Source organism: Mycolicibacterium brumae, assembly GCF_025215495.1.
Classification (GTDB): domain Bacteria; phylum Actinomycetota; class Actinomycetes; order Mycobacteriales; family Mycobacteriaceae; genus Mycobacterium; species Mycobacterium brumae.
Genome location: NZ_CP104302.1, coordinates 816,810 through 833,436, shown reverse-complemented (window position 1 = coordinate 833,436; position 16,627 = coordinate 816,810). Strand labels below are relative to the sequence as shown.

Below are 16,627 nucleotides of genomic sequence, written 5' to 3'. Positions count from 1 at the left end.
GGTCGGCGGCCGGAAAGCGCTTGCAAGATTGATAGCGTTAAAAGCGTTCAACGCCGAGCAACACTGGGGAGAGTGACCATGACTGACAAGGGACCCGAGCCGTTCGTCACCGATATCGAGGACGCGACGCTGGGCAACACCGCTTTCCGCGACACCCTGTGGACCGGTAAGTACCTGCAGCTGACCGTGATGAGCATCCCGCCCGGCGGCGTCGTCGGCGGCGAGATCCACGATGACCACGACCAGTTCATCCGTATCGAGTCGGGTAAGGCGCAGGTCGTGATGGGTCCGGCCAAGGATGACATCACCTTCGACGAGACCGTCGGCGACGACTGGATCGCGCTGATCCCGGCCGGCAAGTTCCACAACATCATCAACATCGGTGATGAGGACCTGAAGCTGTACTCGCTCTACGGCCCGCCCGAGCACAAGCCCGGCACCCGGCACGAGACCTTCGCCGACGCCTGCGCGGACCCGCAAGAAACCGACATGGTCTGACCGGCCATTCCAAAAGCGCCGCAGCCCGAAAAGGGTTGCGGCGCTTTGCTGTTGCGGCGCTTTGCTATCGAGCTACTGCGGAACCTTGGCCCAGGTGCCGGCCCCGCTGACGATGCCGACCGGAATCGCGCCGGTCAGGCTGACGTGCTGCACCGACGGGCCGGCCGCGACGATGGTGGTGTCCTGCAGGATCGGCAACACGGTGGCCAGCTCCCATAGCTTCGGCTCCACCTGCGTGAGCACGTCGTCGATCTCCAGTGATCCGTCCAGCGCGCCGTCGATGCTCGGCTGAATGCTGCGGTCGCAGATCCCGGTCAGGTTCGACGGGGCCTGCACCAATGTCCCGGACTCCGGCGCCGAGGTCGGCGCGGTGGTGACGGCGGTGGTCGGGGTGGGCGTCGGCGCGGGCGTTGTCGCGGGGGTTCGCGGCGCCGGCTTCGGAACCGATGAGGTGGTCGGCGGGACACCGGTCGTGGACACCGGGGTCGCCTCCAGCGCCGGGCAGCCGTAGCGCGAGGCCAGCACCGTGGCCAGGTCTCCCCCGGCGGCATGCCAGCCCATCACCGCGTCGACCTTGTTGGTGGCCAGCGCGTCCCCGTACAGCGCGACGGGGTCCAGTGCCTTCACCGACGCGTCGATTCCGGCGTTGCGCAACTGGTCTGCGGCGGTGTTGGCCACCGCCACCGACGTCGGATCGTTGGAGGCCGCCCCGATCACCAGCGCCAATTGCTGGTCGTCTTTGACGATGCGCCCGCGGGTCGGGATGGTGTCCGGCGCCGGGGCCGAGGACTCGGTGTCCTTCGTATAACCGGCCTGCTCCAACAGCTCCATCGCCCCGTCGGCGGTGAGCTGTTTCGGGGCCGTCGCGACATACCCCGGATCCGACGGCGCGCGCACCAGCGCCTGGGCCAGCGTCACCGTGTTGTCGCTGCCTGCGCCGACGGCAGCCAGCAGGTTGGTGTCGAGCATCCCCAGAATCGCTTTGCGCACCAACGGATCCGCCAGCTGAGGCTGTTCCGCCCGCAGCGACATCTGCATCACCCGCGGCGTCATGATCCGGTTGGTTCGCACATCGGGGATCGCCGAAAGCTGCGCGAAGGCCGCCGCCCCACCGTGCACCTGCGCCACCTGGGTGTCGCCGATGCGGATCGAATCAGCAAGTGCGGCAGTCGATCCCGCCCGCCGGAACAGCAGCAGGTCCGGGACCGCCGGGGTGCCCCAAAACCGGTCGTTGCGGGCCAGCAGGATCTCGTCGCGCTGCGGGTCGATGGTCTCCACCCGGAACTGGCCACCGGTCACCGGCAGCACCCGCGCCAGGCCTGCTCCGAATCCGCCGGGGATGTCCTTGACGATGTGCTGCGGCAGCAGATCGGCGAACAACTCCCGCCACGCGGGGTACGGCTGGGAGAAGGTCACCACCGCGGTCTTGCCGCCGTCGATGGACTGCACCCCGGTGATCAGGTCGTAGCCGGCCGGGTCCACCACGCCGGGATGGGCCACCATCTGCCGCCACAGGTACCAGAAGTCGTCGGCGGCGATCGGGGCGTTGTCGGTCCAGGAAGCCTCGGGCCGGATCTTGTAGGTGACGGTGAATGGGTCGTCGTTGGTGACCTCCGCCGACACCAACAGCGTCGGGTCCATCTCCCAACGCGAACCGGTGGCCGACTCGGCGTCGGGAACCGGCCGGAACGCGCTCGGCAGCACCAGCGAGCTGATCGCCGCAGTCACCGGCGACTGATCCGAGAGCAGGTGCGGGTTGAACCCGGGCCCGATGTTGTCGATCGCCATGATGATCTGCGTCGCCTTGGGCTTGGGCGGCGGCATCACCGTCGTCGTCTCGGTGCTCTGCGGCGCCGGCGGCGGGTCGACGGCGCACGACCCGACCAGGGGCAGCGACAGCACTGCCATGGCGCTCAGCACACGGCGAATGGCGGTCGGCACGGGATCAGGATATCGGCCGTCAGGCCTTGGCCCCCTGCTTGGCGCGGTTCCGGTTGCGCGCCCGGGTGTTTGAGTCCAGGTCCACCTTGCGCACCCGGATGATCTCCGGGGTGACCTCGACGCACTCGTCGCTCGCGCAGAACTCCATGGCCTGCTCCAGATCCAGCGTCAGCGGCTTGGCCAGCGTCTCCATCACATCCGCGGTGGAGGACCGCATATTGGTCAGCTTCTTCTCCCGGGTGGCGTTGATGTCCAGGTCCTCGGCGCGCGGGTTGATCCCGACGACCATGCCCTCGTAGGTCTCCTGGCCGGGCTCGACGAAGAACTGTCCGCGGTCGGCCAGCTGGATCATCGCGTAGGCGGTGACCTGCCCGGATCGGTCCGACACCAGAGAGCCGGTGTGCCGGGCCCGGATGTCGCCGGCCCACGGCCGGTAGCCCTCGAAAACCGCGTTGGCGATGCCGGTGCCGCGGGTTTCGGTCAGGAAGTCGGTCCGGAACCCGATCAGGCCGCGCGAGGGCACCACGAAGTCCATCCGCACCCAGCCGGCGGCGTGGTTGGCCATCTGCTCCATCCGGCCCTTGCGGGCGGCCATCAGCTGCGTGATCGAGCCGACGAACTCCTCCGGACAGTCGATGGTGAGTTCCTCGAACGGCTCGTGCAGCTTGCCGTCGACCATCCGGGTCACCACCTGCGGCTTGCCGACGGTCAGCTCGAAGCCCTCGCGGCGCATCTGCTCGACCAGGATCGCCAGCGCCAGTTCGCCACGGCCCTGCACCTCCCAGGCGTCGGGGCGGCCGATGTCGACCACCCGGATCGACACGTTGCCGACGAGTTCGGTGTCCAGTCGCGACTTGACCATCCGCGCGGTCAATTTGTGCCCGGACACCTTGCCGGCCAGCGGCGAGGAGTTGGTGCCGATGGTCACCGAGATCGCCGGCTCGTCGACGGCGATGCGCGGCAGCGCGTGCGCATTGTCCGGATCGGCCAGCGTGTCGCCGATCATGATCTCCGGGATGCCCGCGACCGCGACGATGTCGCCGGCCACGGCCTCCTCGGCGGGCGTGCGCTCCACGCCGACGGTGCTCAGCAGTTCCGTGATCTTGGCGCTGGTGATCACCGGGACGCCGTCGACCTCACGCATCCAGGCCACCTGCTGGCCCTTGCGGATCCGCCCGTTGTAGATGCGAATCAGCGCCAGCCGGCCCAGGAACGCCGACGCGTCGAGGTTGGTCACCAGCGCCTGCAGCGGCGCCTCCGCATTGCCCGACGGAGCCGGGATGTGCTCCAGCAGCACGTCGAACAGCGGGTCCAGGTTCTCCCCGTCCGGGTTCTCACCATTGGCCGGCTGGGTGGTCGAGGCGATGCCCGCCCGGCCGGAGGCGTACAGCGTCGGCAGGTCGAGCGCCCTCTCGGCCGCGACCTGCGCCTCCTCGTCCAGGTCGGAGGCCACATCCAGCAGCAGGTCGTGGCTTTCCTCGACCACCTCGGCGATCCGCGCGTCGGGGCGGTCGGTCTTGTTCACCACCAGGATCACCGGCAGGTGCGCGCTCAACGCCTTGCGCAGCACGAACCGGGTCTGCGGCAGCGGGCCCTCGGAGGCGTCGACGAGCAGCACCACGCCGTCCACCATGGACAGACCGCGCTCCACCTCGCCGCCGAAATCCGCGTGTCCGGGGGTGTCGATGACGTTGATCACAGTCACCGAGCCGTCGGGGTGATGGCGATGCACCGCGGTGTTCTTGGCCAGGATGGTGATGCCCTTCTCCCGCTCCAGGTCGCCGGAGTCCATCACGCGTTCCTGCAGGTCACCGCGCTCAACGAGGGCGCCGGACTGCCGCAGCATCGCGTCCACCAGGGTGGTTTTGCCGTGGTCGACGTGAGCGACGATGGCGACGTTTCTAAAGTTGGAAGCAGAAGTCACGGCTCATTGTCGCAGCGCAGACCCTGATCACGAAAACGAGACGCTCCACCAGTGAAGACACCGAAGTTCGCCCGGCTCAAGCCCAAGAAGAAGTGCTGCCGGTCCAAGCCGCGGTGCAAACGCTGCCCGGTGGTGCTGCACAAGGTGCACAAGGCACAGCAGGCGGGAGCTTCCGACAAGGACCTGGTCCGGGTCTTCAAAAGCGCGCGCAAGCACTGACCCGGTACCGGCGGTACCATCACAGGTATCGGCTGGAGGTGTCGAAATGACCGGATTCGAAGTCCTGGGCATAGCCGCAATCGTCGCCGTGGGCGCGATCGCGATCGTCGGAATCTTCCTGGGCCTGGCCAACTGGGTCGGCGGATTCCACATGGTGCACTGCCGAACGTGCCATCACCTGACCGGCTCCGCGCAGCAGGGGCCGGTCGAGGACTGCGTGCACTGTCGGCATCCCGCGCTGCTGCACCCGCTCTACGCGGCCATGCACCGCGCGGCGCCCATCCGGATCCGCCGCGATCCGTTGCACTACTGAAGTCCTGACGCGGCCAGCAAATCACCGACCCCCGGCGGGGCGGTGATTTCAGCCGTGCCCGCAATACCCGACTGCCTCATCGATCCGCCGCGGTATGGTCGGACTTCGACCTCCAGCACCAGAACTGATCTGGCACACGTGACCATGATGAAGATGAGGAGGACTCGTGAGCACGCGCGACGAGCCCCGATCGCAGGACGAAAACCGAACAACGGATGAACCGCGGCCACGCTGGCACAGCGTGAAACCGGCGGTGTTCGTCCCCGCATCCTTGATCATCGTCGGGCTGGTCGCCCTCGCCGTCATCTATTCATCCGCTGCCGCAGGCGCATTCGGCGAGCTCAACGCGCTCATCACCGACGGCGTCGGCTGGTGGTACGTGCTGGTCACCACCGGCTTCGTCGTCTTCGCCATCTATTGCGGGGCGTCGCGCGTGGGCACCCTGAAGCTCGGGAACGACGACGAGTCGCCGGAGTTCAGCTTCATGGCTTGGCTGGCAATGCTTTTCAGCGCGGGCATGGGCATCGGCCTGGTGTTCTACGGTGTGGCAGAACCGCTTTCGCACTACATCAACCCGCCGAGATCCCTCGGGGTCGAAGCCGCCACCGACGCCGCGGCAAATCAGGCCATGGCGCTCACCATGTTCCACTGGGGCCTGCACGCCTGGGCGATCTACGTCGTCGTCGGCCTCGGCATGGCGTACATGACCTATCGCCGCGGCCGGCCGCTGACCATCCGCTGGCTACTGGAGCCGTTGATCGGGGCCAAGCGGGTCGAAGGCTGGATGGGCCACACCGTCGACGTCATCGCCATCGTCGGCACGCTGTTCGGCGTGGCGACCTCGCTGGGATTCGGCATCACGCAGATCGCCGCCGGGCTGGACTACCTGGGCTGGATCCAGATCAACAACTGGTGGATCGTCGGGCTGATCGTGGTGATCACCGGAATGGCCACCTACTCGGTGGTCAGCGGCGTCGGGCGCGGCCTGAAGTGGCTGTCGAACATCAACATGGCACTGGCGGCCGCGCTGGCCCTGTTCGTGGCGCTGGCCGGGCCGACGCTTTTCCTGCTGCAGGCCTGGGTGCAGAACATGGGCAACTATCTGTACTCGTTGCCCGAGCTCATGCTGCGGACGGGCCCGTTCACCGACGGCACCTGGCTGGGTAGCTGGACCATCTTCTACTGGGGCTGGTGGATCAGCTGGGCGCCGTTCGTCGGGATGTTCATCGCCCGGATCTCCCGCGGCCGCACCATCCGCGAGTTCGTCGCCGGAGTGCTGTTGGTCCCGACGGTCATCGGTTCGCTCTGGTTCACCGTGTTCGGCGATTCGGCGATCCTGCGGCAGCGCAACGTCGGCGACATGCTGGTTCCGGGCGAGGTCGACGGCGTCGCCACCGAGGTCGTCGACACCAACACCTCGCTGTTCCAACTGTTGAACACGTTGCCGCTGGCCACCATCACCAGCGTGCTGGCGATCATTGTGATCGGGTTGTTCTTCGTCACCTCGTCGGATTCCGGATCGCTGGTGATCGATATCTTGAGCTCCGGCGGCCACCTCGACCCGCCGAAGGCCACCCGGGTGTATTGGACGGTGCTGGAGGGTCTGGCCGCGGCGGTGCTGCTGATCGTCGGCGGGGCGGGTTCCCTGACCGCGCTGCAGACGGCGTCGATCGCGACCGCGGTGCCGTTCTCGGTGATCATGGTGCTGGCCTGCGTCTCGATGACTCGGGCCTTCCACTACGACCTGGCCACCACGCCGCGGTTGATGCACATCAAGGCCCCGGAGAGCCTTCCGGTCCACCATCCGGCGCGTCATTCGCTGTCCGACAGCTCGGCGACGTTGGCCGGGCTGGTCGAGGTTCGCCGGGTGGCGCCTGGCGACATCGAGGTGTCTCAGGACACCGGAGAGCTGGTGATCGTCGAGCCGACCGATCCGCTGGAGCGCGACGCCGAATAGCGCGCGACGTCATCCCAGCGCCTCGCGCAGCGCCGGCAGCCAAGCGATGTCGGCGGGCACCCAGGCCAGTTCGTCGAGTTCGGCGGCGTCCACCCACCGCAGCGCGCGGTGATCGTGCGGATGCGGGTCGCCGTCTTGGCGGGTCACCCGGTAGGCGCGCAGCGTGAGCGTAGGGGACAGCGCCACATCGGCGCCGAGTCGCTCCCCCACCGCCACGGCGACGCCCAGTTCCTCGCGCAGTTCCCGGGCCAGCGCCTGCCCGTCGGTTTCGCCGTCGGCGACCTTCCCGCCGGGCAGTTCCCAGAGCCCGTCGAGTTCCACGGGGCGGGCACGCTGGGCGACCAGCAATCTTCCGTCGGCGATCAGCGCGCCCGCCACCACGATCCGTGTCGCCACAGCTGGCAACGGTATACCGTCGGGTATGGCCGTGTTATCCGATGAACAAGCAGACGCCGCTGCCGCCGAACTCGACGGTTGGTCCCGCTCCGACGGTGCGCTTCGGCGTTCCATCAAGTTCCCGTCGTTCCTCGCCGGTATCGAAGGGGTGCGGCAGGTGGCCGAGGCCGCTGAGACCGCCGACCACCACCCCGACATCGACATTCGTTGGCGCACCGTGACTTTCGCGTTGGTGACGCATTCCGAGGGCGGGATCACCGATAAGGATGTCGCTATGGCGCGCGATATCGACAGGATCGTTTCGCGCCTGGATTCCTGAGCCGCAGGCTCGCCATCCAGGCCAGCGTCGCGATGGTCGCGACGATGTAGACCAGTCCGGCCCAGGCCAGGTGCCACGGCCGGCCGATCTCCCAGATGCTCGGCTGCGCGAAACTCAGCAGCCACGGCACGCCGACGACGATCAGCGCAAGCCACCCGATCCCGACCGCCCGCGCCTCGCCGAGGTAGCGGTAGGGGCCCTGCCAGAGCCAGATCAGCAGCGGCAGCAGCCACACCCAGTGATGGGTCCAGGAGATCGGCGACAGCAGCAGCCCGAACAGCGCCACCACCAGCAGCAGCCCCAGCCGGTCTGGTTCTCCCGGCGCGTCGGCGAGTGATCGCCAGGCCAGCCACGCCAGCACCGCGGTGCCGGCCAGCGCGATCAGCACCGGGGCGCTGAGGCCGGCGTCGTAGCCGAGGATCCTCGAGATGCCGCCGCGCCAGGACTGATTGAACGACGTGCCGATCGGCCCGACCCGACCGGCGTCGCCGAGCAGATCGGTGAAGTAGTAGCGGGCCTGCTGCCCGACCACCGCGATGGACAGCGCGATCGTCGCGCCGAACGCGAGGACGGTGAAAATCGCTGCCGCCCAACGTCTCACGCCGATCAGGTACAGGATGAACACCGCGGGCGTGAGTTTGACGCCGGCGGCCACGCCGATCAGCAGGCCGGAGACCCAGTTCCGGGTGGAACACACGGCGGCGAGCACCATCAGCGCCATCAGGACGTTGATCTGTCCGTAGTCGAAGGTGCTGCGCAGCGGTTCGGTCCAGATGCCGATCGCGGTCCACAGCATGGCGCTGCGTTGGCCGCCGGCCAGGCCGATCAGCCGTTGGCTCAGCCGCACCACGCCGTACAGGCACGCCATGATGCCCAGCGTCCAGCCCAGCGCCACCACCGGGAACGGCAGCAGGGTCAGCGGATAGAACAGCACCGCCGCGAACGGCGGGTAGGTGAACGGCAGCGGAAAGTCGGGCGTCTGATCGGCGTAGACGTAGCTGTAGAGCGTGCCCGGCTCGTTCAGCGCGGCCGCGCCGCCGAGGTAGACGTGCAGGTCGACGAAGTTGGCGCCGTTGGGCAGCAGGTAGGTCCAGGCCAACCGCGCCGCGATGCTCAGCGCCAACAGCAACGGGGCCGACCGCAGCAGCAGTGTGCGGCGATCGGCCCGTCCGCTGGTTGCCCCGGTGGTTATGGCACCACCGCCGAGCCGATGGTGGGCTGGAATTGGCACTGGCCGTCGACGGTGGTGACGCCGCCGAAGATGGTGGTGATGATGCTGCCCGCGCCGGTGTCGGCGACCCCGGTGAGGGTGGCCGGGCCGTCCGGGTTGACCTCGGGGTTGCCCTGCAACGTCAGGCTGCCGGACTTCCCGGTGGACAGGTTCACCCAGGTGACATTGAGCGGCAGCTTCTGGTGCTCGGCGAGCTTCGGCGCGCCCATCGCGGTGAACACGTAGCCGATCTGCCCCGGGCCGGGGCCCGGCGGGGGCAGCGTCGCGGGGCCGGCGACCGACAGCGCCAGACCCATCGGCGATCCGCCGTCGGCCAGGCAGGCGTTGCCGAACGACGGGTACATGAAGTCCTGTGTGGTCGGGAAGTCCGCCGGCGGCGCGGGCTGCCCGTCGGGCGTGGCGACGGCGGCCGGGACGACCTCGGGTGCGGCCAGCGGTTCGGCCGGCGCCTCGGCGGGGGCCTCTTCGACCGGGCCGACGGCGTTGGCCGGGTCGATGCCCGGGGGCAGGTGGCTCTCGGAGCCGGCGACCATGCCCTCGGGGATCACATGCGGGATGGCCTGCGGGCCGGGCGCGCCGGGCGCGCCGAGGTGCGCCACCGGCTGGACCGGTTCGGCGGCGACGTTCATCACCGCGTTGGCGACATTGTTGGACTGCTCCGGCGCTTTGCTGTTCGCGATGAACACCTGCGCCGCCGACATCAGCAGGCTCGCCGCGCCACTGGGGTCGGCGGCGGCCTGCTGGATGATCGGGCTGAGGTTTTGCATGGCCGGCAGGCCAGGAGCCTGCTCGCTGCTCACCGGGGGCGCGGTCGGGTCGGCGTGTGAGACACCGGCCGTGACGAGCGCCATCGAGGAGCCGATCACTGCCGCGGTGGTGGCGAGCAGGTTCCTGGTCCGTGACATCGGTTTAGTCCAATCCTCTTGTGCTGGTTGGGTTATCCGCTAACGCGCGATCAGGGCAGACCGGCGATCATGTTCAGCGGGCTGCCCGTCGCCGCCGGGGCGGTCTGGGTGAGCGCCGGGGTGGTCGCCGCCGGCGTGGTGGCCGGAGTGACCTGGTTGGCGATCGGCATCAGGGTGCCGAGGTCACCGGGGACGTTCACCTTCTGCGGCAGCGGCACCGGGACACCGGGGACCTGCGGCACATTGATCTCGGCCGACGGCATCAGGTTGGCGTTGGCGAGCTGGTTGGCCGCGGTGGCGTCCGGGGTGGTCGCCACCGGCGTGGTCGCGGTGGTGCCCAGGCCCGGCAGCGAGCTCAGACCCGGCAGGGTCTGCGCCGGAGTGGTCGGGGTGGTGACGGTGCTGACCGGGCTGGTCACACCGGGCAGGTTGACCAGCGGCGCCTGGGTGGTGGCGGCCGGGGTGGTCGGCGTGGTGGCGGTGGTGCTGGTCGCGCTGGTCAGGGTCTGGCCCAGCGCCTGCAGCAGCTGCGGCGCCTTGCCCGGATCCACGAGCTGCTGCACCGCCTCGATGCCCGGCACGCCGGGGATGCTCGGGATGCTGGGGGCCGGCGCGGGGTCGGCCTGGGCGGCGCCGGCGCTCAGCAGAGCGGCCGACACTCCCGCCAGCATGGCGGACCCGGCGAACAGGGTTTTCACTCGTGACATTGACTTTCCCATCGGTAGTTGTGGTGGCCTGTCGCCGAAGCTACGGCGTTACTGGTGGGACTCAAGTGACACGTGTGGCATTTATTCGACCGTTACTGAAGCGAACAGGGATGGTGACCCAAGCCACCCGCGAGCGACGAGCCACGCCAGTTCGGCCACCGGGCCACGAGTGGGCCAGGCGGCGCACATTTTCCTTCGCGAACGGCCCACCAGGGCGCGAGCGGCCAACAAAGTACACAAAAGCCCAGGATCGCCCTGCGCGAAGCGGACACCAAGGAGCGCTCGCGCGCTACCTGGCCGCTCGGCGACCGCAATGTGCCACAGGTGGCCGCTCGCAGCCGTCTTCGTGCGCTACCTGGCCGCTCACCAGGCGCTTGTGCGGAAACTGGCCGTTCGTGGGGATTCTCGTGCGCCACCTGGTCGATCACCCCAAGGGACCTCGGACCTTCCATTGCGCACCGCAAGGCCCTGGCGACCTGCCGAGAAGATAAGGAAGGCTGGCCTAATTCGCACGTTCACAAGGAGTGATGACGATGGCCGCCAATGACGCCGCCCTGCCCATGTCCGACCGCGACGCCGACCACCTCCCGGGGCACTGGCTGCTGGCCCGACTCGGCAAGCGCGTGCTGCGCCCGGGAGGCCGCGAGATGACGACCCGCATGCTCGCCAACGCCGGCCTGTCCGGCTCACAGGTCGTCGAATTCGCCCCGGGCCTGGGCCGCACCGCCCGCGAGATCATCGCCGCGGGTCCCTCGTCGTACACCGGCGTCGAGGCCGACGAAGACGCCGCCGGTCTCAGCCGCTCCGTCGTCGGGGACCGCGGCCAGGTCATCATCGGCCAGGCCGACCACACCGGCCTGCCGGATGCCACCGCCGATGTCGTCATCGGTGAGGCGATGCTGTCCATGCAGACCGACGCGCGCAAGGCCGACATCGTCAACGAGGCGTTCCGGGTGCTGCGGCCCGGCGGCCGGTACTGCGTTCACGAACTCGCGTTGACCCCCGACAACGTCTCCGACGACGTGAAAACCGAAGTGCGCCAGGCTCTTGCGCGTGCGATCAAAGTCAACGCCCGGCCGCTGACGCACACCGAATGGAGCACCCTGCTCACCGAGGCGGGCTTCGAGGTCGCCGAGGTGTCCTTCCTGCCGATGGCGCTGCTGGAACCCAAGCGGATCATCTCCGACGAGGGCCCGCTGCGGACGCTGAAATTCGTCAGCAACGTTATCCGCGATTCCGACGCCCGCGCCCGCGTGCTCGGGATGCGCCAGACGTTCCGAAAGAACCGCGACAATCTCTCGGCTATCTGCGTCATCGCCCGTAAACCGTCCTAGTCTGGTGCGGTGGCCACACTGCATCTCGTCCAAGATCCCGCCGCCGACGCGCTGCTGACCGACGATCCGCTGGCGCTGCTGCTGGGGATGTTGCTGGATCAGCAGATCCCGATGGAGGTGGCGTTCGCCGGGCCGAAGAAGCTGGCCGACCGGATGGGCGGGCTGGACGCGGCGAAGATCGCCGACGCCAGCCCGGAGGAGTTCACCGCGATCATGGCGCAGACACCGGCCGTGCACCGGTTCCCGTCATCGATGGCCGGCCGGGTGCAGGCGCTGTGCCGGGTGATCGTCGATGAGTACGACGGCGACGCCGCCGGCATCTGGACCGACGGCGACCCGGACGGCAAGACGGTGCTCAAGCGGCTCAAGGCGCTGCCCGGATTCGGCGACCAGAAGGCCCGCATCTTCCTGGCGCTGCTGGGCAAGCAGCGCGGCCTGACCGCCCCGGGCTGGCAGGAGGCGGCCGGCGACTACGGTAACCCCGACGCGTTCATGTCCATCGCCGACGTGCGTGATCAGGGCTCGCTGGAGAAGGTGCGCGCCTACAAGAAGCAGATGAAGGCCGCAGCCAAGGCCGCCAAGAGCTGACGCCCGAGGCGAAATTGGCGCCGACGCCTCGACATGATGAGGCGCACACTTAGGGAGTAATACCTAGTCCGCCCCGCCATAGGTTCCCTGGTATGCCCATCTTCCCCACTCCCGCCGACGTCGAAGCGCAGACCCCGCCGGGTCGTGACCGCGCCATCGACGTCATCCGCATCGTGTCACTGGTCGGTGTGGTGCTCGGCCACACCATCATGGCCACCTCCAAGATCGTCGACGAGGTCTTCGTCTGGGACAATTTGCTCACCACCTCGACGGTGTTCCAGGCCCTGACCTGGGTGTTGCAGATCATGCCGCTGTTCTTCTTCGCCGGAACCGCCGCCAGCGTCAGCTCCTGGCAACCCCACCACAGCTGGGGTGGGTTCCTGCTCAAACGCTGCACCCGGCTGTTCCGGCCGGTGTTCTATTACCTGGCCTTCTGGGCGGTGTGCCTGGCGGTGCTGTATCCGCTGCTCCCCCGCCGCGTCTACGAACCGATCGCCGGAGTGTCCACCCAGCTGCTGTGGTTCCTCGGCGCGTACGTGCTGGTGCTGGCTGCCACCCCGGTGCTCGCCAAGGTCACCACGCTGCCACGGTTGGCCGTCGGCGTCGGCGCGGTTTACGCCGGCATCGCCGTGGTCGACGCGATCCGGGTGCACACCCCCGGCATGGAGCTCCTCGGCTTCCTGAACCTGACCGTCTGGCTGATCCCAGGGATGTTCGGGGTGGCCTACCGCCGCGGCCTGCTCAACCCGCACGAGGCGCTCACCCTGGGCATCGCGATGCTCACCGTCGACCTGGCGCTGCTGCGCTTCGGCCCCTACGAGCTGAGCCTGGTCGGGATCGAGGGCATGCGGCTGCCGAACATGACGCCGCCGTCGCTGCTGATGGCCGGGCACGCAATCGCCATGTGCGCGTTCGCGATTGCCGCCGCTCCGGCGATCAACCGCTGGGCCCGGCGGCCGCGGGTGTGGCAGTTCGCGGCGATCGGCAATTCCGGCGCGATGACGTTGTACCTGTGGCACATGCCGGCGTTGCTGCTGACCCACCTGGCGTTCGACTACGCGGGATTCCCCCGTCACCCCAGCGAGCCGAACCTGCTGGTGCTCAGCATCGTGCAGATCTCGTTGATGATCGCGGTGGTCGGGGCACTGTTCGTGGTGCTGCGGCCGCTGGAGAACAATCCGCTGCCCGGCTGGGACGGCGGCGTGGTCGACGGACCCGGACCGCGCAGCGCCGCGGTGGGAACCCTGCTGTGCGTGGCCGGCGCGGCGACGCTGCTGTCGGTTCGATGGGGGCTCAAGGACGACGGCTTGTACTGCGTGGCCGTCATGCTGGCCGCGCTCATCGGCGCTCGGCTGCTGGCCCGCCCGACGCGTGGCGCGCGGGGGAAAACGTCTCGCGCCGCCGTCGTCGATCGCGTTAAGGTGCCGTATGGCAAAGCATGAGACGCCCGAGCCGGAGTCCCAGCGCAAGTTCCGCGAGGCGCTGGAACGCAAGAACGACAAGGCGAATTCGGGCACCTCGCACCGCGATGGCGGCGCCGGTCAGTCCAAGGCGCACGGGCCGGTGGAGAACAAGCGGACCTTCCGCCGCAAGAGCGGCTAGCGGTACCGCGGTCTAGCGCCGCCCCGGCGGCATGCCGTACAGGTGGCTGATCGTCAGGGTCAGCAGCACCCGACGGTCGGTGACCATCGCTTCGCGGTATTCGTCCCAATCGGGATGCTCACCGTGGATCTGCCGGTACAGCTCGATCAGTTTCGCCACGGTGTCGTCGTGCGGGTCGGCGGCGGTCGCGCTGAGTTCCGCCTCCCCCTCGGCCACCGCGTACGCCCAGCCGTCGTCGGCGTCCACCAGGATCGAGGCCCGCGGATCGCGACGCAGATTTCGGGTCTTGGCCCGCGGCTCGGTCACCGACACCGAGAAGGTCAATGAGCGCGGGTCGAAGTGGTAGGCGACGTTGGACAGCTGCGGCCGACCGTCGCGCTTGATGGTGGCCAGCACCCCGAGCGAGTTCCCGCAGATCACGGCCAGCAATTTGTCGTCGAACACGTCGCGGCTCATGCAGCGAGCCTACTGACCGGCCGCGGTCGCCACTACCGTGTTGGAAAGTGCCGGAAACTCGGGAGCAGCCGATGACCAGATATGCAGTCCTATTGCGCGGCGTCAACGTCGGCGGGGTGAACCTGAAGATGGCGGAGGTCGCCACCGTGTTGACCGGCGTCGGATTCTCCGGCGTCAAGACCGTGCTGGCCACCGGGAACGTCCTCCTGGATTCCGACGACGACGCCGCCACGGTCCGCGCGGGCGTCGAGCAGGCGTTGGGCCGGGTGTTCGGTTACGACGCCTACGCGCTGGTCTACGACCTCGACACGCTGGCCGACATCGACGCCGGGTTCCCGTTCACCCGGGAGGTCGACGACACGCACTCCTACGTCACCTTCGTCTCCGACGCCGAGATCCTCGACGAACTCGCGGAGCTGACCGCAGGCCCGCAGGAACGCATCGCCCGCGGCGACGGGGTGCTCTACTGGCAAACCCCGCGAGGAGCGACCCTGGCGTCGACGATCGGCAAGACGATGGGCAAGTCCCGCTACAAGTCCTGCACCACCACCCGGAATCTGCGCACCCTGGTCAAGATGTTGAGTCGGTAGGGTCGGAGGGGATGACTTCCAAGGCCCGCGCCGATCTGACCGGCGTCTCCGAGACCGCGCTGCTGACCCTGCACTCCCGGGCGCGTGAAGCGCAACGACCCGACACGATCCTGTCCGACCCGGTGGCCGTCGATCTGCTCGCGTCGATCGACTATGACTTCACCCGTTTCGGGAACCCACGTCAGGACATGGCCATCCGGTCGAAGACCTTCGACCGGCAGACCCGCGAATACCTGCAGGACTTTCCGAAGGCCACCGTGGTCGCGCTGGCCGAGGGATTGCAGACGAGTTTCTGGCGCCTCGACACCGCGATCGACGACCCGCAGTTCCGTTGGCTCACCGTCGACCTGCCGCCGATCGTCGAGTTGCGCCGTGCGCTGCTGCCGGCCTCGGATCGGGTGGAGTTGTGCGCGCAGTCGGCGCTGGACTACAGCTGGATGGACCGCGTCGACACCGACAACGGCGCGTTCGTCACCGCCGAGGGCCTGCTGATGTATCTCCAGCCCGAGCAGTCGATGGCGTTGATCACCGAGTGCGCCAAGCGCTTCCGCGGCGGCCGGCTGATGTTCGACCTCGCGCCGCGGTGGTTCACCGGGCTGGCCAATCGGGGTTGGCTGCGACCAACCCGCCGCTACACCCTGCCGGGGATGCCGTTCACGCTGAGCCCGGCGGAGGTGGCCCGCCTCGTCGACGTCCCCGGGGTACGCGTCGTCCGCGAGATTCCGGCCGAACTCGGGCGCGGCTTGTTCGGCGGGTTCGCCGGGGCGCTGAGCCGGTCGCACAGCATCCTCGACCCGGTGCGGCCGCTCACGGTGCTGCTCGAGTTCGCTTAGAACCTGTCGCAAAAGCGGCCGATAGTGCGGCCAGCTAGTTGCTCTTCCGAGCGCGTTCCTCGCTCGGCGAACCCGCCGCGGCCAGGCGCTGCAGCAAGGTCGGCAGCGCGACGCCCGCGGATTCCCGCACGACGGCCGTGGCCGACTCCGACAGCGGCGTCGCCAGCGGGTTGACCTCGATGACGGGGATCCCCCGCGACAGAGCGAGGTCCGGCAGCCCGGCGGCCGGGTAGACGACGCTGGAGGTTCCGACGACCACCATCAGGTCGGCGCGCTGGACGGCGTCGACGGCAGCGTTCCAGGGGCCGTCGGGCAGGCTTTCGCCGAACCACACGATGCCGGGCCGGATCAGGCCGCCACAGCCGCAGCGCGGCGGCGCAACTTCGTGCAGCGGCTCCGGCATATCGGGCATCGGGTCGCCGAAGTGCCGTTCGCAGGTGTCGCAGCGGAACTCGAAGAGACTTCCGTGCAGGTGCTGGACATCGCTGCTGCCCGCGCGTTCGTGCAGATTGTCGACGTTCTGGGTGATCACGGTGACCTCGGCGATGTCCTGCCAGTGCGCGATCGCCCGGTGCCCGTCGTTGGGTTCGACATCGAGGACCAGGTGATGCCGCCACAGATACCAGGCCCACACCCGCTCCGGATTGTTCTTCCAGCCGTCGGTCGAGGACAGCTCATAGGGGTCGTACTTGGACCAGAACCCGTTGCGGTCGTCACGGAAAGTCGGCACTCCGCTCTCGGCGGAGATTCCCGCGCCGGACAGCACCGCAATTCTCACTCCCCAAAAATAGCGGCTCGCACGACATACTTTGTC

The 16,627-nt window shown here is 68.4% G+C and carries 19 protein-coding genes; 11 read left to right on the top strand and 8 right to left on the bottom strand.

Annotated features, from left to right (window positions below):
• Window positions 1-78: 78 nt before the first annotated feature.
• Window positions 79-498, top strand: coding sequence for a cupin domain-containing protein (locus L2Z93_RS04320; RefSeq protein ID WP_090589294.1), 420 nt, complete (start codon window positions 79-81; stop codon window positions 496-498).
• Between the two features lie 72 nt (window positions 499-570).
• Here L2Z93_RS04320 and L2Z93_RS04315 read toward each other — a convergent pair whose 3' ends face one another.
• Both L2Z93_RS04315 and typA read right to left on the bottom strand, forming a co-directional pair.
• Complete coding sequence (locus tag L2Z93_RS04315) at window positions 571-2,406, bottom strand: ABC transporter family substrate-binding protein (RefSeq protein WP_090589370.1); 1,836 nt, start codon at window positions 2,404-2,406, stop codon at window positions 571-573.
• A gap of 52 nt (window positions 2,407-2,458) precedes the next feature.
• Window positions 2,459-4,363 carry a translational GTPase TypA gene (gene typA / locus L2Z93_RS04310; RefSeq protein WP_090589293.1) on the bottom strand — a complete coding sequence of 635 codons (1,905 nt, stop codon included), beginning with the start codon at window positions 4,361-4,363 and terminating at the stop codon, window positions 2,459-2,461.
• A 51-nt stretch (window positions 4,364-4,414) separates the two neighbouring features.
• On the opposite strand from typA, the gene L2Z93_RS04305 reads away from it, so the two are divergent.
• From L2Z93_RS04305 to L2Z93_RS04295, 3 genes are all read left to right on the top strand, one after another.
• Window positions 4,415-4,582 carry a hypothetical protein gene (locus tag L2Z93_RS04305; protein WP_090589292.1) on the top strand — a complete coding sequence of 56 codons (168 nt, stop codon included), beginning with the start codon at window positions 4,415-4,417 and terminating at the stop codon, window positions 4,580-4,582.
• Between the two features lie 46 nt (window positions 4,583-4,628).
• Window positions 4,629-4,895 (top strand): hypothetical protein, encoded by a 267-nt coding sequence (locus tag L2Z93_RS04300; protein ID WP_090589291.1) that lies wholly within the window; start codon window positions 4,629-4,631, stop codon window positions 4,893-4,895.
• Window positions 4,896-5,136: 241 nt separating this feature from the next.
• A complete protein-coding gene (locus L2Z93_RS04295; RefSeq protein WP_090589290.1) occupies window positions 5,137-6,852 on the top strand; it encodes a BCCT family transporter in 1,716 nt (571 codons plus the stop codon).
• 9 nt (window positions 6,853-6,861) lie between these two features.
• Here L2Z93_RS04295 and L2Z93_RS04290 read toward each other — a convergent pair whose 3' ends face one another.
• Window positions 6,862-7,248: a (deoxy)nucleoside triphosphate pyrophosphohydrolase gene (locus L2Z93_RS04290; protein WP_090589289.1), complete on the bottom strand. Its 387-nt coding sequence runs from the start codon at window positions 7,246-7,248 to the stop codon at window positions 6,862-6,864.
• 25 nt (window positions 7,249-7,273) lie between these two features.
• Between L2Z93_RS04290 and L2Z93_RS04285 the strand changes: the two genes are divergently transcribed.
• Window positions 7,274-7,567 (top strand): 4a-hydroxytetrahydrobiopterin dehydratase, encoded by a 294-nt coding sequence (locus tag L2Z93_RS04285; RefSeq protein ID WP_090589288.1) that lies wholly within the window; start codon window positions 7,274-7,276, stop codon window positions 7,565-7,567.
• On the opposite strand, the gene L2Z93_RS04280 is transcribed toward L2Z93_RS04285, so the two are convergent.
• Genes L2Z93_RS04280 through L2Z93_RS04270 form a run of 3 tightly spaced genes read right to left on the bottom strand, consistent with a single transcriptional unit; the run spans window position 7,521 to window position 10,410 of the window.
• Window positions 7,521-8,759 carry a mannosyltransferase gene (locus tag L2Z93_RS04280; protein ID WP_234786159.1) on the bottom strand — a complete coding sequence of 413 codons (1,239 nt, stop codon included), beginning with the start codon at window positions 8,757-8,759 and terminating at the stop codon, window positions 7,521-7,523. The two genes, L2Z93_RS04285 and L2Z93_RS04280, sit on opposite strands and share 47 nt — an antisense overlap.
• Complete coding sequence (locus L2Z93_RS04275; protein ID WP_090589287.1) at window positions 8,756-9,703, bottom strand: Rv1157c family protein; 948 nt, start codon at window positions 9,701-9,703, stop codon at window positions 8,756-8,758. The genes L2Z93_RS04280 and L2Z93_RS04275 overlap by 4 nt, the downstream gene beginning before the upstream one ends.
• A gap of 50 nt (window positions 9,704-9,753) precedes the next feature.
• Complete coding sequence (locus L2Z93_RS04270) at window positions 9,754-10,410, bottom strand: hypothetical protein (protein ID WP_128111805.1); 657 nt, start codon at window positions 10,408-10,410, stop codon at window positions 9,754-9,756.
• A 533-nt stretch (window positions 10,411-10,943) separates the two neighbouring features.
• On the opposite strand from L2Z93_RS04270, the gene L2Z93_RS04265 reads away from it, so the two are divergent.
• The 4 genes from L2Z93_RS04265 to L2Z93_RS04250 all read left to right on the top strand — a co-directional run bounded on the left by L2Z93_RS04265 (window position 10,944) and on the right by L2Z93_RS04250 (window position 13,934).
• Window positions 10,944-11,744, top strand: a complete 801-nt coding sequence (locus L2Z93_RS04265; protein ID WP_370745839.1) for a class I SAM-dependent methyltransferase — start codon at window positions 10,944-10,946, stop codon at window positions 11,742-11,744.
• Between the two features lie 9 nt (window positions 11,745-11,753).
• Window positions 11,754-12,332 (top strand): HhH-GPD-type base excision DNA repair protein, encoded by a 579-nt coding sequence (locus L2Z93_RS04260; RefSeq protein ID WP_090589285.1) that lies wholly within the window; start codon window positions 11,754-11,756, stop codon window positions 12,330-12,332.
• A gap of 92 nt (window positions 12,333-12,424) precedes the next feature.
• Window positions 12,425-13,774, top strand: coding sequence for an acyltransferase family protein (locus tag L2Z93_RS04255; protein WP_090589284.1), 1,350 nt, complete (start codon window positions 12,425-12,427; stop codon window positions 13,772-13,774).
• A complete protein-coding gene (locus tag L2Z93_RS04250; RefSeq protein ID WP_090589283.1) occupies window positions 13,761-13,934 on the top strand; it encodes a DUF5302 domain-containing protein in 174 nt (57 codons plus the stop codon). The genes L2Z93_RS04255 and L2Z93_RS04250 overlap by 14 nt, the downstream gene beginning before the upstream one ends.
• A 12-nt stretch (window positions 13,935-13,946) precedes the next feature.
• On the opposite strand, the gene L2Z93_RS04245 is transcribed toward L2Z93_RS04250, so the two are convergent.
• Window positions 13,947-14,390, bottom strand: a complete 444-nt coding sequence (locus tag L2Z93_RS04245) for a PPOX class F420-dependent oxidoreductase (RefSeq protein ID WP_090589282.1) — start codon at window positions 14,388-14,390, stop codon at window positions 13,947-13,949.
• Between the two features lie 71 nt (window positions 14,391-14,461).
• Here L2Z93_RS04245 and L2Z93_RS04240 point away from each other — a divergent pair, with 71 nt between their 5' ends.
• Both L2Z93_RS04240 and L2Z93_RS04235 read left to right on the top strand, forming a co-directional pair.
• Entirely contained in the window at window positions 14,462-14,980 is a 519-nt protein-coding gene (locus L2Z93_RS04240) for a DUF1697 domain-containing protein (protein WP_090589281.1), read from the top strand.
• 11 nt (window positions 14,981-14,991) lie between these two features.
• On the top strand, window positions 14,992-15,813 hold the full coding sequence (locus L2Z93_RS04235) for a class I SAM-dependent methyltransferase (protein WP_090589280.1): 822 nt from the start codon (window positions 14,992-14,994) through the stop codon (window positions 15,811-15,813).
• 34 nt (window positions 15,814-15,847) lie between these two features.
• Here the strand turns inward: L2Z93_RS04235 and L2Z93_RS04230 are convergent, their stop codons facing one another.
• Window positions 15,848-16,591: an SIR2 family NAD-dependent protein deacylase gene (locus L2Z93_RS04230; RefSeq protein WP_090589279.1), complete on the bottom strand. Its 744-nt coding sequence runs from the start codon at window positions 16,589-16,591 to the stop codon at window positions 15,848-15,850.
• Window positions 16,592-16,627 lie beyond the last annotated feature (36 nt).